At 46.9% G+C, this 22,606-nt stretch carries 21 protein-coding genes; 2 read left to right on the plus strand and 19 right to left on the minus strand.

Going from position 1 to position 22,606, the window contains the following annotated elements:
• Window positions 1-1,694: 1,694 nt before the first annotated feature.
• On the plus strand, window positions 1,695-2,132 hold the full coding sequence (locus tag GLO7428_RS24630) for a putative toxin-antitoxin system toxin component, PIN family (protein WP_015328517.1): 438 nt from the start codon (window positions 1,695-1,697) through the stop codon (window positions 2,130-2,132).
• Complete coding sequence (locus GLO7428_RS24635; RefSeq protein ID WP_015328518.1) at window positions 2,129-2,365, plus strand: hypothetical protein; 237 nt, start codon at window positions 2,129-2,131, stop codon at window positions 2,363-2,365. The genes GLO7428_RS24630 and GLO7428_RS24635 overlap by 4 nt, the downstream gene beginning before the upstream one ends.
• A 780-nt stretch (window positions 2,366-3,145) precedes the next feature.
• On the opposite strand, the gene GLO7428_RS24640 is transcribed toward GLO7428_RS24635, so the two are convergent.
• The 19 genes from GLO7428_RS24640 to GLO7428_RS24720 form a co-directional block, all read right to left on the minus strand.
• Entirely contained in the window at window positions 3,146-4,387 is a 1,242-nt protein-coding gene (locus GLO7428_RS24640) for a Mu transposase C-terminal domain-containing protein (RefSeq protein WP_051038540.1), read from the minus strand.
• Window positions 4,368-4,706, minus strand: coding sequence for a helix-turn-helix domain-containing protein (locus GLO7428_RS26315; RefSeq protein ID WP_051038541.1), 339 nt, complete (start codon window positions 4,704-4,706; stop codon window positions 4,368-4,370). Before GLO7428_RS26315 ends, GLO7428_RS24640 begins: the two co-directional genes overlap by 20 nt.
• A 134-nt stretch (window positions 4,707-4,840) precedes the next feature.
• On the minus strand, window positions 4,841-7,990 hold the full coding sequence (locus tag GLO7428_RS24645) for an efflux RND transporter permease subunit (RefSeq protein WP_015328519.1): 3,150 nt from the start codon (window positions 7,988-7,990) through the stop codon (window positions 4,841-4,843).
• A 32-nt stretch (window positions 7,991-8,022) separates the two neighbouring features.
• The gene (locus GLO7428_RS24650) at window positions 8,023-9,285 is read right to left on the minus strand and encodes an efflux RND transporter periplasmic adaptor subunit (RefSeq protein ID WP_041919581.1); all 1,263 of its coding nucleotides are present in this window, start codon (window positions 9,283-9,285) and stop codon (window positions 8,023-8,025) included.
• A 46-nt stretch (window positions 9,286-9,331) separates the two neighbouring features.
• Window positions 9,332-10,156, minus strand: coding sequence for a glutaredoxin (locus GLO7428_RS24655; RefSeq protein ID WP_015328521.1), 825 nt, complete (start codon window positions 10,154-10,156; stop codon window positions 9,332-9,334).
• 221 nt (window positions 10,157-10,377) lie between these two features.
• A complete protein-coding gene (fldA, locus tag GLO7428_RS24660) occupies window positions 10,378-10,893 on the minus strand; it encodes a flavodoxin FldA (RefSeq protein ID WP_015328522.1) in 516 nt (171 codons plus the stop codon).
• A gap of 446 nt (window positions 10,894-11,339) precedes the next feature.
• Window positions 11,340-11,753 carry a heavy metal-responsive transcriptional regulator gene (locus tag GLO7428_RS24665; RefSeq protein WP_015328523.1) on the minus strand — a complete coding sequence of 138 codons (414 nt, stop codon included), beginning with the start codon at window positions 11,751-11,753 and terminating at the stop codon, window positions 11,340-11,342.
• Between the two features lie 104 nt (window positions 11,754-11,857).
• Window positions 11,858-12,829 carry a cupredoxin domain-containing protein gene (locus GLO7428_RS24670; protein WP_015328524.1) on the minus strand — a complete coding sequence of 324 codons (972 nt, stop codon included), beginning with the start codon at window positions 12,827-12,829 and terminating at the stop codon, window positions 11,858-11,860.
• Between the two features lie 136 nt (window positions 12,830-12,965).
• Window positions 12,966-15,269, minus strand: a complete 2,304-nt coding sequence (locus GLO7428_RS24675) for a heavy metal translocating P-type ATPase (RefSeq protein ID WP_015328526.1) — start codon at window positions 15,267-15,269, stop codon at window positions 12,966-12,968.
• A 31-nt stretch (window positions 15,270-15,300) separates the two neighbouring features.
• The gene (locus tag GLO7428_RS24680) at window positions 15,301-15,495 is read right to left on the minus strand and encodes a heavy-metal-associated domain-containing protein (protein WP_015328527.1); all 195 of its coding nucleotides are present in this window, start codon (window positions 15,493-15,495) and stop codon (window positions 15,301-15,303) included.
• 108 nt (window positions 15,496-15,603) lie between these two features.
• Entirely contained in the window at window positions 15,604-16,446 is an 843-nt protein-coding gene (locus GLO7428_RS24685) for a hypothetical protein (protein WP_015328528.1), read from the minus strand.
• 277 nt (window positions 16,447-16,723) lie between these two features.
• Window positions 16,724-17,083 carry a helix-turn-helix domain-containing protein gene (locus GLO7428_RS24690; RefSeq protein ID WP_041919564.1) on the minus strand — a complete coding sequence of 120 codons (360 nt, stop codon included), beginning with the start codon at window positions 17,081-17,083 and terminating at the stop codon, window positions 16,724-16,726.
• A 25-nt stretch (window positions 17,084-17,108) separates the two neighbouring features.
• The gene (locus GLO7428_RS29850; RefSeq protein ID WP_210404499.1) at window positions 17,109-17,453 is read right to left on the minus strand and encodes a hypothetical protein; all 345 of its coding nucleotides are present in this window, start codon (window positions 17,451-17,453) and stop codon (window positions 17,109-17,111) included.
• 102 nt (window positions 17,454-17,555) lie between these two features.
• On the minus strand, window positions 17,556-17,720 hold the full coding sequence (locus GLO7428_RS29855; protein WP_210404500.1) for a TetR/AcrR family transcriptional regulator: 165 nt from the start codon (window positions 17,718-17,720) through the stop codon (window positions 17,556-17,558).
• A 160-nt stretch (window positions 17,721-17,880) separates the two neighbouring features.
• Window positions 17,881-19,059, minus strand: a complete 1,179-nt coding sequence (locus GLO7428_RS24700) for an FAD binding domain-containing protein (RefSeq protein WP_015328529.1) — start codon at window positions 19,057-19,059, stop codon at window positions 17,881-17,883.
• A 96-nt stretch (window positions 19,060-19,155) separates the two neighbouring features.
• Window positions 19,156-20,448, minus strand: a complete 1,293-nt coding sequence (locus tag GLO7428_RS24705; protein WP_041919565.1) for an FAD-dependent oxidoreductase — start codon at window positions 20,446-20,448, stop codon at window positions 19,156-19,158.
• Window positions 20,449-20,456: 8 nt separating this feature from the next.
• The gene (locus tag GLO7428_RS24710) at window positions 20,457-21,119 is read right to left on the minus strand and encodes a DsbA family oxidoreductase (RefSeq protein ID WP_015328531.1); all 663 of its coding nucleotides are present in this window, start codon (window positions 21,117-21,119) and stop codon (window positions 20,457-20,459) included.
• Window positions 21,120-21,143: 24 nt separating this feature from the next.
• Complete coding sequence (locus GLO7428_RS24715; RefSeq protein WP_015328532.1) at window positions 21,144-21,692, minus strand: thioredoxin domain-containing protein; 549 nt, start codon at window positions 21,690-21,692, stop codon at window positions 21,144-21,146.
• Between the two features lie 216 nt (window positions 21,693-21,908).
• Entirely contained in the window at window positions 21,909-22,541 is a 633-nt protein-coding gene (locus tag GLO7428_RS24720) for a response regulator transcription factor (protein WP_015328533.1), read from the minus strand.
• Between the last annotated feature and the right edge of the window lie 65 nt (window positions 22,542-22,606).

The raw sequence follows: 22,606 nt of genomic DNA on the forward strand, positions 1-22,606 counted from the left end.
TACATTGTTATATTGGAATTCCAATATAACAATGTACGCTCGTGTTTACCTGTATATACAGTCAAATTTTTAACTGTACAGGGTCAACTTGGTCAACTTATCCGCCCTTACCTAGATTTATACAGATATTTTAGGGCATGAGTATGCTAGTCTAGAGTGCTTATCTAACAAGGCTTTTACATTTACATTGCATAGATGCACCTATACAGCTTGCTCGTACAACTGTATAGATGTACAAATATGTCTGTAAGATTGTAGGAATTGCTGTACATATACACTTTTAATTTATTCGCCTTTCAGTAATTGTACGCTCGTAGGAGTGCCTCTGCTCTGTTGATTGTTGGTTGGCTCTTTAGCCTAAAGCAGTGCGATCGCATCCCTATCGTAGCCTCTATTGGTTGCTGATATAGCATACTGCGATTGTTTGACTTTGTTTCTAGCTATCAGCGCGATCACTTGCTTCTTGTGCCTTCATCATTGCTGAGTCAAACAGTGCGATCAAGTGCTAGCCTTGCCTCTAACCGTGTTCTGCTATTGCCTGCCCTGCTGTACTCAGTATAATGCGTCATTTCCCTTGCCTGTCCTCGCTTGCTAGCTCAAGCTCCGCTACTATGCCTCGCCTGATCCTGGATGAATTTCGGGTTTAGCTCGTAGCCTTGCTGATATTGAAGGGCGATCGCTCACATCGCTCACTTTGAACTCAAGCCTTAGTCCTATCTTACTTAAGCGTATAAAATTGTCTGGCTCCACTGAGCGCCATTATTATACAGCTAAATTTTTGCTGACTAACCGTACGCCTAAACCAGTATTTGTGGTGCTATCTCTGCAATCGCAGCCCTGAGTACTTACCTGTCCGCTACTCCTGCCTGCTACGGCTCAACTGTCTTCGCCCCTAAAAAACTAAACTAAATCTAAAAACTAAACCTCACTCTCACTCTACATAACAACATGCTGGTTGCACTGTCAGCCTATCGGCTTTAGAGGATGGCAATTCACTGGCACGGGCTTTTGGTTTACTAGCGTAGGTGGTCGCCCACCACACCCGCAGCTTGCAATTGATTGCTCTGGGCAATTTGCACATCATCACACAGTCTCTGGACTTGAGGCAGAGCAGTCAATCGAGCCGCCATGCACGCTATGTTGACTGACTAGGATTATGACTGGCTTGAGTTGGTGGCTCTGTCATTCTGTCATGATGTAGTAGAATTGCTGCTACGGCGTTCCCCAACAAGTTAAACTAATTCGGGATTACACACTTTTGCAATACCGAGTTGTTTGACGTTGGGAAAGCTGCATTCAATTTTGAGCCATATCGAAGGAGTTATTATCTGCTCCAGCCTTGATGTACGGTTATTGCTATTGGTGTTGGACGCGCGCGGTGCAGGTGAGGGGCAGCTTTGGGTTGACTTGGTTGCCTTCATTGGCATTGTTTTGTTTCAGTTCCACCACACCTCAAGCAGTGATCGCTACTTTCCTACTCCTGGTGCATGGGGTTCATCCTACTCCTTCTGACAGCTTCAGGGTTAGATTCCAACCTTCTCCTTATAACTCTTTGACATGACATTCCTCAAATTTCGTTGCACATTTGGTAGGGACACCGACAATATTCATTAAAAAATTCGACAGTTTTGTTTCACAGCAGTAATAGCACACGGAAAATCGTATTTTGAATTAAATAATTGGCTAAATTGAAGATGTATGTTTTCGATAGCTGCATTTTGGTTGCAGCACTACGCTCTCGACGAGGTGCTAGTTTTTTGATTCTGAGCGCTCTGAGGCAACGAGCCATTACTGGATGTCTTTCAGAAGCCCTTTTTCTTGAATATGCTGATGTGTTGAAGCGCGACGAGAACCTACGACAGTTTTGGACTTCACTAGAGGAGGTCGATGTGGTACTAGGAGTGCTGGCAGATGTTTTGAAGCCAGTTCCTATCTATTTCCAATGGCGACCGCAACTAAGCGATCCCAATGACGAAAGAGTTTTAGAATGTGCTATCAATGCTCAAGCTACGGCAATTGTCACGTTTAATGAACGAGATTTCCTGCCCTCTACATCACAATTCGGCATTGCAGTGATTCAGCCTGGAGTTTTGGTTCGAGCCTTGAATTTAAAGGAGCGTTTAAGCGAATGAGTTCTTATCTATTGCAATTACCGGAAGAGTTAATGCAAGAAGTACGGCAGTTAGCTGCGGCAAGTCAAATCCCCCTAGAGCAATGGTTGATTGCTGCAATTACCCAGCAGCTAGAAGTCGAACGCTCTCTCTCACGCTTGCGGCAAGCAGCACAAGTTGCCGATTACGAGAGATTTGACCAGATTTTGGCAAGAGTACCAGATATTGAACCGATGCTGGGAGATGAACTTTAACATACTTGTCGCATTCCTCGATCAGCGTCCTCTGTTCCACAGTATCTGCCTCTGTCTTAGAGCCTTTGATTCCTTGCTCTTCCATAGATCGCTCCCAAGCTAACTTAGGCAAAACCTACTAAGCGCGATCGCGTTCTTCAGCCGTTCTTCCTACAATCACGACATCGGACAGTGGGCATCCACAATCAGGAACTTGCCGACACGTTACCATCTTGAGCGAAGATGTTGCTAGACATAGTCAGGCTTTGAACCTAGACTTTGAGCCCTTATCCAACTGGGAGGCGATCGCACATCCTCTTCACTGGTAACATGTTTCCTATCCCTAGAACCCTCTACTCTTTTTATTCGGTTTTCTACACCTTTTGGTTCGGTTGAAAGGCTTCTATCTACAAAAGGTTACATTCTACAACTGAGATGAATTTGGTGGATGGGCAGCAGTTTGGTACTAATCTAGCCTAGTTCACTCAACGTCATCTATTGTTCCCAGGTTTAATGACTGGACACCCAGGCATTATCGCTCGTCGAGCAACTTGATTCTACACCTCACCAGACAATGACATTTAACGTGGTACTTTTTGTTTAACTGTTTAGCTTCCGTCCTCATATGGCACAAGCTTCGGCTATCCTTATCGATATCTCTTAATGCAACAGCGGCGACAAATAGCGTGAAACTTCTTCAAACGATAAATCTACAATGACGTTGCAGGCGTTCGATTTGTTGCTCAGTTGCCGCATCAAGTTGACGTTGCGGGGGAATGATGATTTCGATCTCGCGCTGTGTCACAGTAAGCCTGCCTTCCGTTTTAGGTCTTCGTAATCATAAACCCGCACATAGGGCACCGACTTCTTCGGCTTGATCGTCTCTGGCTCCGACTCGGTAACAGGTTCAGTTGCAGGCGAATTAACCAGGGAGGATGATACGCTGATGGGTGCATCGGTTCCTACGATATCGGGTTGAGCAGCGGTGCGGGGTTTGGGCGCATTCCCGTTTTGTTTTTGCTGCTTTTGGAGTTTCTTGACGCGCTGATCACGATCGCGCACTTCGTCCAGCATCGATCGATTACTAATGGCTTTGCCTGCTTCTCGTTTGCGTTGGCTGAGTGTCTGGGCTTCTGCATATGACAAGGTTTCGGTTTCCCAGCCCTGAGCATGGGCACGAGTGAGAAACACTTCTTTACACTCTTGCACCTGATAAATGAAGACAGTCGTGATGTCGCGGGGGTCGTACCGCAGCACGACCGATTCTCCGGCATAAGCAGCTAAATGTTCGCCAAGGTATGTTAGATTGGCGAACTGGAGATAGCCACTGCGGTACACCGTTCGGTGATCGCGTCGCATCAGGCACAGGTCTAACTCGCGTTCCCCTAACAGAGACAGTTGGGCAATGCGTCCGGCTTCCCACCGTCCGATGCGGCTTTGATCGCCCATACGGGCATCGATCGCCGGGTTGTAGTGATCCACGATGTAGCGCACAAACAATTGCTCTAGCTGAATTAGCGTTAAACAAGCTTCGGTTTCCGCCACGGGCGATCGCGTTTCTACATTACTGCTGACATAGCCGGGTAAGGTTGAGAAAAATTGGGTATTGAATGTGCCAAAGGGTCGCTCGACAATCCCACCATCGGAGGGCTTGCGACGCAGACACAGTACGATGCCTAATTCGGTTGCCACTTGCTCTAAGTGTTGCGCTCGAAAGTCTTTCCCCCCATCCGTATATAAATATTGTGGTAGCCCATACGTCCCCCAGTTTCCCTGCAATTCATAGGCAGAACTGTATTGTTTGGGTAGGATCGCATGGCGTAATGCCAAACACACCACGGCGGCACTAGGCGCGTCAAAGCCGAGATGCATCCCCATAATGCACCGCGAGTAGGTGTCAACCACGAGCGTTAAGGTAGGTCGCCCTAAAACTTGCCCTGCCTGATCCACCACCAACACATCAGCGCGGGTGTGATCCACCTGCCACACTTGATTCGACCACTCGATCCCAATCGCTAATCCTTCACGGGTGTTCAGCGTCAAACGGTCCTGTCGCCAGCAAGAGCGATCGCTTTTGCTGCTGCTGCTCGATTAACGGCTTCAAGATGCGGTAGACCGTCATGTGGCTCGGATACTCTTGTGTCCCTAGTTCTTGTGCCCGTACCTTCACCCGCACTGCCACTTGTGCCGGGTTCATTCTCCGACCGCCTCGATTCCCAGAGCGATAAGTTTTCACAATAAACTGCTGCCACTGAGAGCTGATGCGCGCTTCTCCTCGATCCGAGCGCGATCGCCGGATGATACTCTCCACTCCCTCCTCGCGTAATTGCCGCATCAGTCGGCGCACGCTCCGAACGGTCATCCCTAACTTTTGTGCCGCTGCTGCTTGCCACGGCTATAAAAACGATTCATTGTGTAATCTTCAAAGATTGCTTCTTAGATTCTCTAGTAAACTGAAGAATCTAGCTCTCAATTAAAACTTTTCTGACTGTTGAATCAAGCCTGTTCATCAAAGATGTGGATGGATGGCGAGCGCATCAATCGTTCTCGAATCTTGCTAATCATGATGTAGAGCATGGGCACCACGAATAAACTCAAAAGTGTTGAAACTAACATTCCACCAAAAACTGCCGTTCCTAAGGATTGGCGACTAGCTGATCCGGCTCCAGTTGCCATAACCAACGGATAAATGCCTAACAGGGTAGAGATGGCTGTCATCAAAATTGGGCGTAATCGCTCCTGTGAGCCTTGTATAGCTGCTTTAGTAATTGAAAGTCCCTGATCGCGTAATCGATTGGCAAACTCTACAATCAAAATTGAGTTCTTGCTAGCTAAACCAATCAACATGACGAGTCCAACTTGACAATATACATCGTTATGTAACTCTCGCAGAGATTGAGCTGATAACGCTCCTAGAACCGCCAAAGGAACAGACAACACGATAATGAGTGGATCAACAAAATTGTTGTACTGAGCTGCCAGAACCAGGAGTACAAAGAAAACACCTAACCCAAAAATGATGGGAGCCTGCCCTCCAGATTCTAGTTCTTCCAGAGAAATTCCTGACCACTCAAATCCCATGTTGGGAGGTAACACCTCAGCCGCCAATCTTTCCATGGCTTGAATAGCTTGTCCAGAACTAAACCCAGGCGCGGCTGTCCCATTAATTTCAATTGATCGATACAGGTTATAGTGATTAATCGTTTGCGGACCAGTTGTTTGAGTCATGGTCATGAGGTTACTCAAAGGAATCATTTCACCCTGTCTGGAACGCACGTACAACTGACTAATATGTTCTGGATTAGAACGAAATTGTTGATCTGCCTGGATATAAACACGATAGGTGCGACCAAATGCATTGAAATCATTGACGTAGCGCGAACCGAGATAGGTTTGCAGTGTACTGTAAATTTCATCGACTGAAACTTGCAATGCCTCCGCTTTATCGCGATCAACTTCAAGCAACAGTTGTGGTGCGTTTGCCGTATAGGTGCTAAAAACAGCCTGCAATCCTGGGGTTTGATTAGCACGATTGAGCAGTTCACCCTTCATCTGATCGAGCGTGCTAATATCACTGGTGGTACGATCGCTTCGATCTTGCAGTTGAAATACAAAACCACCTACACTGCCCAAACTTTGAATCGTCGGTGGATTGATTGCCAGCACCGGAGCTTGCGGAATCGCCATCAGTGATCCTCGTACCCGATTCAGAATGCCTGATACCGTCTGTTCCGGATTGGTTCGTTCAGTCCAAGGCTGGAGGGGCGCAAACATAAATCCTCGATTAGGAGCATTGCCGCTAAATCCTACACCACCAACGGCAAAGGTTGCTCGGATTTCGGGCACGTCGAGCAACTGTTGTTCCGCTTGCTCCACAATCTGTTTGGTGTAATTTAAGGATGTGCCATCGGGTCCTTGAATCAAATTGATGAAATATCCTTGATCTTCATCGGGTAAAAAGGCTTGTGGGACGCGCAGGTAAAGCCAACCCGTTAACCCTAAGGACGCGATAAACAGGATGAGCACGGCTCCCTTAAACCGAATGATGAAATGAAGGGCACGATTATAAACACGACGCAGCCAATTGAGAAACCCATTGATGCGATTAAAGCTCCAACCTAACCAGCCTCGTGATTGAGGCTGTTGACGTAGCAATAGAGCAGAAAGGGCTGGAGTTAATGTCAAGGCATTAAAGGTAGAAATGGCGATTGCAAAGGCAATCGTCAGGGCAAATTGTTTGTAGAGTTGTCCAGTGGTTCCAGGGAAGAAGCCAACAGGAATAAACACTGCCATAAGAACTAACGATGTAGCGATGACTGCCCCAAATAGTTCGTGCATAGCTTCAATTGCAGCTCGAACTGGACTCAGCCCTTTTTCTTGAATTAAACGGGAAATATCTTCTACGATAACGATCGCATCATCCACAACCACTCCAGTTGCTAAAGTTAAACCAAATAACGTCAGGCTATTGAGTGAAAAGCTGAATAGTTTTACGAATATAAAAGTGCCAATCAAAGAAATAGGAATTGTGATGGCTGGAATGATCGTGGTGCGCCAGTCCTGTAAGAAGATGAAAATTACCAGCACAACTAGCAACACCGCTTGAACCAGAGTGATGACGACTTCCTTGAAAGATGCCTCTACAAACAATGAAGAATCATAGGGAATGTCGTAGGTCAAGCCAGCAGGAAAGCTCTCTGCCAATCGTTGCATTTCAGTCTTGACCGCTTTTGCAATGTTCAAAGCATTGCTGCCTGGAATCTGAATCACTTGATAGCCAACTGAAACATGTCCTCTATAGCTGGCGAACGAGCTATAGTTTTCAGCCCCTAACTCGACCCGACCCACATCTTTCAATTTCACCAGTGTGCCATCAGTTTCGGCCTTCAGCACAATCTCCTCAAACTCGTTTGCGTCTCTCAGTCTACCGATCGCCTGCAAGTCAATTTGATATAGCTGTTTATCAGGTACAGGTGGTTGCCCAATGCTACCAATCCCTATTTGGATATTTTGCTGATTGAGGGCACTAATTACGTCCTGAGCAGTAAGGTTACGGCTGGCGAGTCGATTAGGGTCTAGCCAAACCCGCATCGCGTAACGACGTTCGCCAAAAGTAAGAATGTTGCCAACGCCCTCAATGCGCCGGAGCGGGTCTAGTACATAGAGATCCACATAATTACTAATAAAAATGTCATCATAGCGATCGTCTTCGCTATAGATTGCCATTGCTAAGACAATGCCGCTAGACTGCTTTGATACCGATACGCCCGTTTGTTGCACAGCTTCTGGTAAGCGCGGTTCCACTTGCAGTACCCGATTTTGCACATCAGATGCAGCGACATCAATGTCATATCCCTGCTCAAAGGTGACGACGATCGTACTCGTGCCATCATTACTACTGGTCGAACTCATATACCGCATGCCTTCGACCCCATTAATCTGCCGTTCCAACACAGTAGTGACAGTGTCTTCGACGACTTGAGCATTGGCACCGACATAGTTTGCAGTCACCGTGATTTGCACCGGGCTGATGTCAGGATACTGCTCGACAGGTAAAGTCGGCAGGCTGACTAATCCCGCCACTAGAATAACCAAAGCACCAACGATCGCAAAAACAGGTCGTTTGATGAAGAAATCAGCGAACATAAGCTAACTCTGTAATACTAGAAATTCCGGTGCTAGGACTCAGGGGTAATCGGTACACCATCCCTTAGAGCCAGGACTCCTGAGGTAACAATGCTTTCTCCTGGCTCTAATCCATCAAGAACTTGATAATCATTGCCCTCCACGCTGCCGAGTTCAACCAAGCGCTGTCGAGCCACGAATCCTAACTCTGAAGGTTCAATCACATAAACGAAGGCTTCCCCACCTAAGCGAGTCACGGCAGTTGTGGGAATAAGTACACCGGGTTGCTGATTCCAAATCACGCTTGCCCGCACAAATTGATCGGTTCGCAATTGCCCATCAGAATTGTCAAGCGAGGCTTTGACAAGAACAGATTGCGTTGTGTTAGCTGTGTTAGGAGCAATGAAAAAAACTTGGCTAGTTCCCAATTTGCGACCCTGGCTGTCGAATAACTCAACTGGGCTGCCTACTTGCAGTTGAGTTGCCTGCTCAGCCGGGATTGAAAAATTTACCTCTAGCGAATCATTCTCTGAAACGCTGATCAACTCGGTAGAGGTATCTACGAAGTCACCTACTTTCACAGGAATGTCGCCTACAACACCTGCAAACGGAGCCGCAATTTGAAAATACTGAAGCTGCACCTGTTGTTCTTGAATCCGTGCTTGAGCTTCCTGTACTGCCTTCTCAGCCCGAACAACGGCAGCTTGTTGCGCTTGAATTTGTTCTACAATCGCATTGAGGTTAGCCCGCGCGACTTCAATGCGGTTAGCATACTGGTCTCGTGTCTGTTGCGAAACAGCTCCCACTTCAGCCAGTGCCGCATAGCGTTCATATTCTTGTTGATTAAGTTCAACATCCGATAATTTAGATACTCGTTCAGCTTCGAGCGAGCGCAATATAGCTCTGACATTCTTCACATTCGCTTGAGCCGATTCTACTGCTGCACTGGTACTGCTGACAGCCGCTTGTTGTTCATCTGGATCAATTTGAATGAGTACGGTTCCGGTAGTAACTCGTTCTCCGGGGGTCGCCAAAATCTGAGTAATTTGACCCTGAATTCTAGGTCGTAATGTTACGGAACGGCGCGATCGCACATTAGCGATGAACTCCGATCTCTCCTGAATGAGGCGCGGCTGTAGGGTCAAGGTTTTGACGGGCATCGCCGGTTGCTGGGCAGTTGCAGGAACTGGCTCACGACTCGGAGCCAGAACCCACCAAACTCCCAGCCCACCGCCCCCTAGCAACAGCAGTCCTAGCAACCACCCCAGGCGAAAGCGACGAGGACGGACTGAAGCCCTTTGAGAAGATGAATTCATTGCAGAAAAATCAGATGATTCCATAACTCAACCCCAATCATCCTACTCATTTAGCTTCGTAGTTTCCTTCTCGTAGCTGCACCACCGCTGGAGGCAATGCTTCTAGACTTCGCATCGACTGAATATTTGCCTCTGACAATGCAGAAAAGGTTAGCACTCCACCCATCACTGCCATGATTGCGTTCTCAGCAAAACTGACGACACCCAGTGGTGCTTTAGAGTTACCGCCCACACAAGCGCAATTTAACGCCAGCTTATCAATGTAGACCGCTTTGAAGACCGAAATTGCACCACTCACACCAACAATCAATGACCCAATTCCAGTAGCAAGCGGGGCAACGCCAGAGAGAAACCCAAGCCCAATTAGTAACTCAGCAAAGGGATAGATTTTTCCATAGGGCTTGAAGCGCTTGGTGACGAGGTCATATTTTTCAAAGCTCTCGGCAAAAGCGTTAATATCCATCAATTTGAGCGAAGCCAGCATTGAGAGCGAAAATCCCATGAAGCCAGGAATTCCAAGCGATGTGGCAAGCGCCATTAGTCCGGCCGTCGAGAAGACCGCAGCGACTGGAGTATAGGAATACTCGGCTTTTTCTGCTTCTACCTTTAGCCGTTCTGCCAAATCTGTGTAACCTCCAACTCGTTCTTTACCAAAGAAAATCTGAGGGGTAGTGGCAACACCGTATTTTGCTTTGAACTGATCGACTTCTTGGCGCGATCGGAGTTTAACATCCTCGAATTCCATACCTTGCTCCTGAAGCAATTTGATCGCACGAAGTCCCCAAGGGCACTCATGCTCAGGCATAGACATCCGATAAACAGTAACGGATGTAGCAGTCGTATTTTTAGTTTTTCGATTCATAACAGTCATAATTTACCTCCTGGAGGTTAAAAATTGTGTTGAAGGCTGCCACAATTGTGATACTCGATCTGCCAGCTAGTACAAATGCTGCAATCCTGATGCACGAGGAGGCACAATCTTTTTAAAGGCATTGCAGCCAGAGCAATGATCCTGGCTCAACTGTTCATCACTGGAAACTGTACAGTAAACTGGAGAGTCAAGCTTTTTTCTCATCATTTATAATCAGCAAGCTACAGCCCAAACTCAGTCTTGAGTTGAGCAACCCAAGCCTTGATGCGTTCTTCTGTTAGTTCAGACTGGTTGTCTTCATCTAGGGCTAGCCCCACAAACTTACCGTCTCGGAGTGCTTTAGAATCACTGAACTCATATCCTTCAGTAGACCAGTAGCCAACCGTTTCGCCACCAAGTTCAGAAATTTTTTCCTCCAGTATTCCCATTGCATCCTGGAAAGTATCGGGATAGCCAATTTGATCGCCTTCTCCAAAGTATGCAACTTTCTTTCCGCTAAAATCGATGTTATCTAGCTGATCGTCGTAGAAACTTTCCCAGTCGCTCTGTAGCTCTCCTACGTTCCAGGTCGGACATGCAATGATGATGTACTGATATTCATTAAAGTCGTTAGGTTCAGTTTGCGAGATATCCTGTAGTGTTACAACAGCGTCACTACCAAACTCTTTTTGAATCAATTCTGCTGCGGTTTGCGTGTTGCTTGTTTGAGTTCCATAAAACAAAGCAATCTTAGCCATAATTACCTCCAAGGAAAATAACGATTAGGAACAAAATCATCGAATGAAAGGCAACTAACAGGATCTATCAGTGCTGTTAGCTGAGAGTAAATGTTCTAAAAGATTAGATAAATGCATAGCTTGATTGAGGCGATCGCTAATGTAATTTCGGTACCAGATAGCTAATTTTGTCTGAGTCAACTTGGTTTTTAGCTCAGTCGAACAGCTTTTGGATCAATTTATAACTTGCTTGCTGAGATAAATTCACTTTCAGTCTCTAGTTAGCTAAAGAGTCACGATGATCTCACAAAAAACTCAAAAAAATTCTATTTTTGTTTGGGTTTTAAAATGTTGTTATTGAACGGGTTCGCCTTAATCAGTTGATCCGCTCTAATCATGAAAATCATAACCTCCTGCCAGCCCTAAAGGTGTTCGGTTTAGTGGGACTTAGGCATGAAACACACTGATTAAACCCGTTCAATAATTGGACAAATGGTATCTTCAGGATGTTCAGGAATGGTTTCCCAACCTGATAGTAATCCTCTTAATTCCTGTTTGAGAATTTGCAGTTGCTGGATTTGTTGTTCGATCGCCTCCAGCTTATCTTCCAACTTTACCTTGATGTGATCGCACGGTAGGTCGCCCTGGTCGTAAACATCTAGAAATTCCTTAATCTCCGACAGACTTAATCCTAATCCTTGGGCACGCTTGATGAAGCTCAACCGAGAGAACACATCTGAGTTAAACAAGCGATATCCACCTTCAGTTCTCCCAGTTGTCTTCAGTAAACCTAGCTCTTCGTAGTATCGAATCGTTTTGATCGGCATACCACTTGTTTTTGCAACTGAACCAATCAATTTAGGAGAGTGTTGAACTAACATACCGACTACACCATCCTCTAGTGTTCTTTCTTCTATCCTAAACTCTCTAGTCTACTAGAGAGTCAAGGGGCGTTGCAGGGCAATTGTCACTGAACAAACATCGCCTACCTCACCTGTATTGAAGTTTGAGCAATAACCTTCCCATCACTAGTGCTATTAGAAGCTCGCACTTCAATCACACCACGATTCATCTTCATGCCACACATGAACTCATACTCGCCTGCTTGTTCTGGTGTAAATTCCACCGTTGTTGTTTGATCGAGTGGAAGGTTCACCGTGATCGCAAAGTCTGGAATCATTAATTGGTCATAGCAACTACTGGGATTTTGGCGATCGAAATGCAAACGAACGGGGTTTCCAGCTTCGACGATGACTCGCTTTGGTTGATACCCTTTCGCAACGGTTATGGTTGCCTGTTGGATTCCTGCTGGTGTCATTATCGCTTCAACACCAGAGGCTGAAACCGTAGACTGATCCGCGTGATGAGTGTGATCAGAGTGATGAGTAGGTTGAGGAACAGAGGCGATCGCCATTGCCATACCTCCGTTTGCAGACTGCACTTCCACCACACCTCGAAACATATTCATGCCGCAGGTAAACTGATATCTGCCAGGTTTATCAGGCGTAAACTCGATTGGGGTGATTTGGTTGAGTGGTAGCTCTTGGGCGATACGAAAATCAGGGAAACGTACCTCCTCTAAGCAACTGCTGGGATCTTTGCGATCGAAGTTTAATCGCACGGGTTGCTCAGCTTGCACCACAATATGGCTCGGTTCATATCCACCATCGACTCTGACAGTCACCTCCTGAACTCCGCCCTGAGTGGTTGCCTTACGCGACTTTGGTTTACTGAGCAGAAACCACCACAGTTCCAACCCAATTAACCCTAATCCACCCAGTGTTACCGCTACTTTATTCGCAATAGGTTGATCAATGCGGCGAAATTGTCCGGTTTGTTCAGTCGGCTGCATGTCGCTCATGTCGTGAGGCATTTGTGCAACCGCTCTGCTAGATGCTACTCCTAGCACTAATCCCAAGCTTGCAATACCACTGATGATTGTTGTTTTCTTCACCATCGAGAAATCCTCCTATCCAAGTGTCCCTAAGATTGAGCCGGAAATCACACCGAGCAGAAAACCGAATCCTATGAGTGTTCCAAAAAACGCTATTGTCTTGAGCATTGTCATTTCCTCCTGCTTTCGTCCGTTTCATCTAACTCCGTGTTTTAGGTTGAAAGTTCCGCAGACGTAGCGCATTCGTCACAACCGACACTGAACTGAATGCCATTGCTGCACCCGCAATAATTGGACTGAGCAACCAACCGAAGATCGGGTAGAGAATGCCAGCCGCGATCGGAATGCCTGCCACGTTGTAGATGAAGGCAAAGAATAGGTTTTGTTTAATGTTGCGAATGGTGGCGCGAGAAAGTTGAATTGCAGTCACGATGCCTTGCAAATCCCCAGAGATCAGCGTGATATCACTGGCCGCGATCGCCACATCCGTTCCCGTGCCAATTGCCATCCCGACATCCGCTTGAGCGAGAGCAGGCGCATCGTTAATACCATCTCCCACCATTGCCACAATTCTGCCTTCTGATTGGATTTTTTCTACGGTTGCCGCTTTTTGATCGGGACGCACTTCTGCAAACACTCGTTCAATCCCCACTTCCCGCGCAATCACTTCGGCGGTACGACGGTTGTCTCCAGTCAGCATCACCACTTCTAAGCCTAATTTTTGCAAGGTGCGGATTGCATTAACCGAAGAGGATTTAACGGCATCGGCAATCCCCATAATGCCCTCAACTTTGCCATCTACGGCAAGCCAAATGACGGTTTTGCCCAAGTATTCCAATCGTTCCCACTGTTGCTGCAAAGCACTCGTATCAATGCCCAACTCGTTCATCCAACGATGCGTACCAATTTGCACCAAATGCATTTGGCTCTGTTGCTGTGCCTGAGGCAAATGTATTTGCAAACGGTCTGATACATATCCCTGTACGCCGCTTCCAGCGATCGCCTCAAATTCTCGCGCATCTGCTAATTCCACACCTTGAGCTTGGGCATATTGCACAACTGCCTCAGCAAGGGGATGTTCGGAATTGCGTTCCACCGATGCAGCTAATTGCAGTAATTTTAATTCGTTGCGATTGGCTGTACCATTCACTGTGACGAAATCGGTAACAGTGGGTTTTCCTTGCGTGATTGTCCCTGTTTTATCAAGGACGATCGTTTGGAGCTTATGCGCCATTTCCAGGCTTTCTGCTCCTTTGATCAAGATGCCGTTCTCGGCTCCTTTTCCCGTACCCACCATGATCGAGGTGGGTGTCGCTAATCCCAGCGCACAGGGACAGGCAATAATTAGTACACCAACGGTGGTAATCAATGCTATTGTAACGTTACCGATGATGTTGTACCAGAGGATGAACGTGAGAATAGCAATCGCAATCACCGCAGGCACAAACCATCCCGTCACCTGATCGGCAAGTCGCTGAATCGGAGCTTTGGAACCCTGTGCCTGTTGCACCAGCTTCACAATTTGCGCTAAGAAAGTATCTTTACCCACCCGCGTTGCTCGGAATTTGAAGCTACCTGTTTTGTTGATCGTTGCGCCAATCACTTCATCGCCCGGATGTTTTTTAACGGGAATACTCTCTCCCGTGACCATCGCTTCATCAATGGTGGAGGAGCCATCGACAATCTCGCCATCCACCGGAATCTTTTCACCCGGACGTACCAAGACGACATCTCCCAACACGACTTGTGCGATCGGCACATCTACTTCTTGCCCATTGCGAATCACTCGTGCGGTTCTCGCCTGCAACCCCATCAGCTTACGAATGGCTTCAGAGGTTTGTCCCTTTGCCCGGTTCTGTAACAACCCTCCCAACAGAATCAAGGCAATAATGACGGCTGCCGCCTCAAAGTACACATCCGGACTCAGCCCCTGGTTCACGAACCACTGAGGGAAAAATGTCGGAAATAGCGAGTAAAGATAAGCGGTTCCGGTGCCGATCGCCACCAGCGTATCCATCGTTGCGGTATGGCGTTTTAAGGCTTTCCAAGCATTGACGAAGAATTCACTTCCTGCCCAAAACAATACGGGAGTTGTGAGGACGAGCTGGAACCAGGGATTGTGCAGCCACATGGGGATAAAGGGAATGGGTAAGCCTGTCATAACAGGCAGTGAGCCAATTACCAGAATGGCGCTGACAACACCACTGACCCAGACTTTACGAGTTAACTTACGGTTCTCGGCTTGTCGTTCTCGTCGTTCCGCATCATCTTCGGGGGCAAGCACATCATCTTGCATGGGTTGAGCTGCATATCCTGCCGCATCAACCGCTTCCTGAATCGCGGCTACGTCCGTTTTACTCGGATCGTAGGTGACAGATGCTTGCTCGGCTCCGAAGTTGACGCTGCATACTTCAACACCGGGAACCGATCGAATTGCTTCTTCAATGTTGTTGGCACAGGAGGCACAACTCATGCCTCGCAGTTTTAAGGTTGCGTTTTCCATGTGTTACCCCCCATTTCTCTGGATGCTTTGCTTATGCGACGGTATAACCCGCATCAGTAATGGCTTGTTTGATTGCCGTTTCAGACTGCTGCGTTTCAATATTGACCAACTTGGTTTTAGGATCAGCTTGTACCGTTGCCACCGGATCAACAGCTTTGACAGCGTTCGTGATGGTTTCTCCACAAGCGGAACAAGCCATATTGGGAACAGTAAGCTGTAAGGTCATGATTTTCATCCTCCTGCTATGAACTATCTTTATCTTGAAGTGTCCAGTACACTAGAGAGTCAAGGGGGGGCAAGCAAATTTTGAAAACCTATCAAAAGACAGAACCACTTAGCTTGAGTAGGTTTGTTGCTCGGCAATCCGTACAACGAAGGGGACGGTAATGACCTGTCCATCACGCTGTAACTGTGCCCAGGTTTTGTAAAGTCCAGCACGAGGAAAGCTTGTATGTGCGCTAATTTGAGGGGTGATGGTATCGACTGAGTGCAGTTCACCAGAGTGTGTGTGTTGATGAGTAGAGGATGAAACTGCATGATCGGAGTGATGGGCTGCCGATGCGCCGTGATGCTCCATCGGATGAACATGCAGAAACTCTGCGCCATCTTCGCTGATGATGACAAAGTGGGCGAGCGCACCCAGGTAAGGTTGAAGATCGGTGACTGGCTCATGGGTCTGCTCATCTTCAACAACAAAATCGAGCAGTACGCCTTCACCCGCACGCAGGGGTTGGTTTGCCCTCATTGTGACTCGTATGCCATTCACTGTTTTCGTTGGGAGTTCATCTTCAATCAGGGCGATCGACTCACGTGCTTTTCCGAGAACTTGCAGACTCAGTTGATTCACAATTTGGTGCGTGTCGATCGGCGTGTAATCGACATAAAGCCGATAATTACCAGCTTGTGGAAAGGTATGCGTGACACGAAAACGACCATCGGTTTGTTGTTCTGGATGCAAGTGATGGAACTCGCTCAGGTCTTCAGAGACGACAAGCAGATGCATGGCTTGCTCATGCACAACTTGGAGATTGTGCATGAGCAAGCCATTGGCATTCCGAATGGTAAAAACAAGGTCTACCACCTCACCCGCTTTAACGTCGGCAGGCTTTGATTCAAACTCAACTTGATAAGCAGATAGAGCCGGACCTGCGATCACATTTTCAGTGGATGTCATCATTTCAATCCTCCTGCAATAAACTACTTCTATCCTGAAGTCTCCAGTACACTAGAGATTCAAGAACATTAGGAAAAATCTTTTGTAACGTCAGTAAAGCAAAACTGAGGCATCCCGAATCCTTGATCTTTCGGACTTTTTCGATAGATGCAATGCAGTTTCTTTGGCGAAAACTACAGTGTACTGGAAGTAACTATAAAAAAATGATTAAAGCTTGTCTTGAGATTTCTTGCGAAAGTTTGGAATTCTTGCTGTTTTTTAGTGTTGTCTCTTGGCGATATCAGAATTGTTGTTGATAGGTTCTGGGAGACATTCCTACTGCTCTCCGAAAAGCGGTTGCAAATGTGCTTTGATCCGAGTAGCCGCACTGAAGAGCAATGTCGATGATGAGTGTTTGCTTCTGTTCTAATAGCTGCTTTGCTCGCTCCATCCGTTGCTGCATCAAATACTTGTAAGGAGAGACTCCAATGGATTCTCTAAATAGGCGGCAGAAGTAGTATTGGCTCATGCCGAGATGAGTAGCAATTGCCTCTAACGACAAATTCTCATCTAAGTGTTCATTGATATAAGCGATCGCTTGATTCAGTTTGTGTTTCGGTAATCCTCTACATTCAAAGGTTGGTTCTCGCTCCATGTCCATCGTTATTCTCTCCTTAAAACACCTACTAGCGTCGTTTGGTTGAACCTGAAGTCCGGTATTGGTGGCTTTGTGCGGTTAATAAAGCTAAAGCAGCCGCACGAGCTTGCCCTGCCGCATCTGAACGCTTTTCCATTAAGGCAAGCACAATTGCCCCTTCAATCAACAGCAATAGTTGACGGGCTAAAGATTCTGCGTTTTTTATTGCTGCCGCTTGTGTCAGTCTGAGGATGTATTGGTAAAGTGCTTGCTTGTGTTCCAGGGCCACTTGATAACCCGGATGATCTGAATTCACAAGTTCAACTGTTGCATTGATGAATGCACACCCTCGAAAATTGGGCTGCTCAAACCAGTCTTTCAACGCATCAAACATAGCGAGTAGGCGTTCAAACGGAGTCTTCCCGTACTGTTCAACCGTTGCTTCAAACCAACGTCGCCAGTTCTCATCCCGCCGCCGCAGAAACTCTGCGACTAATTAATCTTTGGAGTGGAAGTGATTATAAAGCGACATTTTGGCAACACCCGAATGAGCCACGATCTCATCGACCCCAACGTGCTGAATGCCCTTCTGATAGAACAATTTCAAGGCAGCATCTAGAATGCGATCGCGAGCAGATTTTTTAGGAGAAGTTGATTTCATGAACGTTTTTATGTAGACCTGTCTGTCTATTTAGGGTGACTCTAATCTCTGGAAATTTATCAATGCCAACTATGGGTTTGACTCAACTCTAGTGTTCTACTTAGTTCGACTGTGCGTGATGCTCCTTCACTGCTCGATGGCTTGCTCTATGAAACCAATATCAGACTTGTCCCATAGCCGTCGTAGTCCCACTAAAGCGCTTTGTGCCATGCATAAACTGGGAACGTTCGCCGAGATCCTGACCAGTTTTCCACAAATGCATTCCCAATCTAAGCTGATCGGGTTCCCAAGCATTTAGCGCCTCAGGAACCTGATGGTTCTGTTCTAGGAGAGCGTCGGCAAGGGCGATCGCATTAGCCGATGCTTTCGAGGTGCTGGCAGCCGTATGAGGACGAGAAATGAAGGCAGCATCCCCAACCAGGGCGACTCGTCCAAAGCTCATTTGCGGTACTCCTAAGTCTAAAATTGCCTGCACAAAGGGTTCTTTTGTAGCAGCAACTAGCTTTTGAAAGGGGGGAGCCAGTACCGCATCCGCATAAGATCTCATCTCTCGCTCAACAGTGGGAGCTAAAAACCCTGGAGGAACTGAATAATCTCGCCGTCTTCCCTCTTTGTCAGTCAGAATTTGGGGCAGTTCTGTCGTTTCGTCATAGTTGACATACCAAACCCAGTTAAAGCGACGTTCTCCGGGCACAAGCGATTCATTCTCACCGGGAACCAGGTATTGCAGAATGTGGGAATTGGGAAATTGGAAGAAGATGAATCGTTCTGTAAAGAGAGCGGCTGTCGCTGGATCAAGATCTGCTTCATCCACTAATCCTCGATAACCGACGTATCCTGCATAGTGATAATGATAAGTGGGCAAAAGCAGTTGACGCACCGTTGAACCAGGACCATCTGCACCCACCAGCAATGCAGCAGTGACAGAGGTTCTATCTGTAAATATTGCAGTAACCTCTTCATTGGTTTGCTGAATATCTGTTAGTCGCTTTCCAGTATGGTAGTGTTCGACTGGAAAATGCCGCCGCATGGAGCCATAGAGCATATTCCAGGATGTTAAAGTTTGACGCATGGGCATTGCTAGTTTAATGCTGCCATCGCGGTTGAGGTAATAGCGTTCCTGTGCAATGACACCCAATGAATCAACTGGAATCCCTGCCCGTTGAAACGCTTCAATGACATCGGGTTGCAGGACAATGCCACCACCGCGACTATCAAGAGCATGGGGCGATCGCTCATAGACATCGACCTGCCACCCGATCGATCGCAACATGATTCCAGTGAATAAACCACCCAATGATCCACCAATGACAATGGCATATTTTTCTTTAGAGTTCATTGTTCAACTCCAATTCGCTTTCTAGTTCAAACATTGGATAGCATTTGATTCCTGGAGAAATCATAAGAGACATCATTTTCTAAATAGCCAATAAATTCAAGCTTCGGCTAGAAACTTGTGGACAAATGTAACTGCCATTGCCCCTTCTCCGACTGCTGAAGCAACTCGCTTGGTCGATCCATGCCGCACGTCACCCGCAGCAAACGATCCCGGAACACTGGTTTCAAGAAAATAAGGATCGCGATCAATTGACCAGCAAGCGGGCAACTGACCATTCTTAAGCAAATCCGATCCGGTAATCAGATAACCTGCCTCATCTCTCACAATGTTGGTATCTTTTGCCCACTCTGTGTTCGGCACACCACCAATACAGATAAAAAGATATTGAGTATCAATAGTTCGCACCAAATTTTCGCTACAGTCCGTAATTTCAACTTGCTGTAGGCTGCCCTCACCATCTAGCCTCGTAACTTGAGCATTAAAAAGCACCTCAACATTGGCGGCATTCAGGATGCGATCGATCAAATATTTTGACAATGTAGATGCCAGAGTGCTGCCTCGAACAATCATCGTCACCTGCTTGGCATACTGTGAGAAATGCATGACGGCTTGACCTGCTGAATTACCGCCACCAACCACGAGAACCTGCTGATTCCGGCACATGGACGCTTCACTCACACCCGCGCCATAAAATAGCCCCCGGTTCAGAAAACGATCTTCGTTGGGCAAATTTAATCGTCGATACTCTACACCTGTCGCACAAATGTTGGTACGGGCAATCATTTTGCTGCCGTCTGCCATATCGACATAAATGCGATTGTTTCTAAATTCTGCCTTAATTCCTTCACGCAATAGCAAGAGTTCAACACCGAATTTAACCGCCTGCTGACGCGCTCGTTCCGCTAGTTCTGCACCCCGAATTCCTTCAGGAAACCCCATATAATTTTCAATCAGTGAACTGGTTCCAGCTTGCCCTCCAACGGCTTGTCGCTCAATCAGGACAGTCCGCAGCCCCTCAGAAGCTGCATAAACGGCTGCACTCAGCCCCGCCGGACCTGCTCCATAGATCGAAAGATCGTATTCTTTGAATTTAGGCTGGGCTACCCACCCCAACCTTTGAGCAATGTCACGAATGGTTGGTGCAAACAGTCGAGTACCATCTGGAAATTCAACGACTGGTAAACGCAGATCGTTCAGGGCAGCAAATCCCAATTCTCGATGGCAGTCCTCGTCGCTTGTAAGTTCAACCCAATCAAATTCAACCACACTTCGATTGAGAAAATCGCGGATCTCGTAAGCTTCTGCTAGATTGGGTTGACCATACAGCCGCACTTGGTTTTGAGGTTTGTTTTGGTGTTCCGCTGAATCTAGGTAATCTAATTTAGTCATCATCGGACTTAAACCTTCTCTAATTCTGTTGCAGCACGCAGGGCAGCGAGAAAAATCTCGGTAGGCTGCCCCCCCACTAACACTTCCTTGCCAATGCAGATGGTGGGAACACTCCGAATTCCTTGAGCGATCGCTTGACGTTTCAATGCTTCAATTTCTTGAATCCCTGCTTGTGAAAGAAGAAATGTTTTGACGTGCGCTGAATCTAAACCAATTTCAGCAGCGAGATTTACCAGCGTACCAACATCACCAATATCCTGACCTTCTGTGAAATAGGCTCTCAGAATCCGTTCTGCCATCTCCGTTGCTTTGCCCGCATTACCTGCGAACCAAGTTAATCGGTGGGCTTTGAGGGTATTGGGAGTAACTTTCATCAAGTCGTAGCGAAATTCAATACCGTTGGCTTGCCCTGCCTGTACCGTTTTGGCATCCAGTTGTTGTGAATATTCCCAACTGCCAAATTTATTGGTGCGGTAAGTTTTGCGATCCATCCCCGCTTCTGGCATATCTGGGTTTAGCTCAAACGGATACCAGATGCGCTGAATCTCAACTGAATTACCCAGTTGTGCGTTAGCGGAGCTTAACGAAGTTATTGCTTTCTGTAAGTTGGTGTCTGCAACTAAACACCAGGGACAAATAAAATCTGAAGTCATTTCGATCGTTAAGGTCATGGCTTTCCATTTGCTCCAAAATGTTTATCCTTGCAAGAATACTTTTGAAATTTCTGATTTTAAAGTTTCTGGGTTCCATTCACCATTTAGTCGAATCCCATTAATAAAGAAAGTCGGTGTACGACTGACTCCACTTTGTATTCCACTCGCTATGTCTTCATGCACTCGCTCTAAATGAACATCTCGTCTCATTTGATGTAGAAAATGATTAACATCCAATCCTATTGTCAAAGCATACTTTACTAAATTGCCGTTATTCAAAGCATGTTGATGAGTCAATAAATAGTCATGCATTTGCCAAAATTTACCTTGGGCGGCGGCGGCTTCAGCCGCTTCAGATGCGTGTTGAGCTTCCGGGTAAAGATTGACTTGTGGAAAATGGCGAAATACAATCCGTAGCTGTTCTCCTAGCTGCTGCTGAAGTTGTTGAATTACGGTTTGAGCCGCTGCACAATTTGGACAGGCATAACTGCCATATTCCACTAAGGTTATCACTGCGGTCTCTGCTCCCTGGATGTGGTCACGCTGTCCTACTGGAATTGCCAGTTGATTAGAATCATTTGCTGAATTCACGGCTACTCTACCCAACCCATCGCTGAGTCTGCAACACCTTTCCTTACAAGCAAAATTGGCACATCTAACTCTGCTCCTGCTGTCAAGCTACCGTAAAACCTATGTTTTAGGCACGATGCAAACATCCAGTCTTTGACCTAGACGAAACGCTAGGTGTTTAATCAATTACAGCAAATCCCAAAAATCTAGTCTTGCTTAGACAAATGAATCTGCTTGTTATAGCTTGATGATTCCGCGTTTTAGGGCTGTTACGACAGCATGAGTGCGATCGCTCACTCCCAACTTACTCATCAAATTAGACACATGAAATCGCACAGTACTCTCCGAAATGCCAATGGCTTCACCGATCTCGCGATTATTTTTACCGTCCGTCATGAGCGTTAAAACCTGACGTTCGCGATCGCTCAACTCTGACATACTGAGGCGAGAAGCCAGTTTAGAAGTGAGTGAATTGGGAATATGCTGCGCTCCAGTACAAACGGCACGAATCACTTCAACTAACTCATGACAGGGGGTATCTTTGAGCAGATAGGCTTTGGCTCCAGCCCGAAATCCCTGGTAAATGTCCTCATCCCCATCGTAGACCGTGAGCATAATAAAACAGGCGTTGGGAAACTCAGCCCGGACGGTCGCAACGACCTCAGCCCCGCCCATTTCCGGCATCCGCAAGTCTACAATTGCCACATCAGGCTGATGCAAACGAAATTGCTCGACGGCTTCTAGCCCATCACCCGCCTGAGCAACGACGGTCATACCTGGCTGCTTGTTAAGAATTGCCGCTAGCCCGTCGCGGACTACGGGGTGATCGTCAGCAATTAAGATCCGAAGGGGTTGAGGCTCAGGGTTCATAATTGAAGGCAGAACGGGATTTAGCAGGGCTTTGTCTTACATTCTGGTTAAAATTTTATGCTCTG

Source organism: Gloeocapsa sp. PCC 7428, from assembly GCF_000317555.1.
Lineage (GTDB): Bacteria > Cyanobacteriota > Cyanobacteriia > Cyanobacteriales > Chroococcidiopsidaceae > Chroogloeocystis.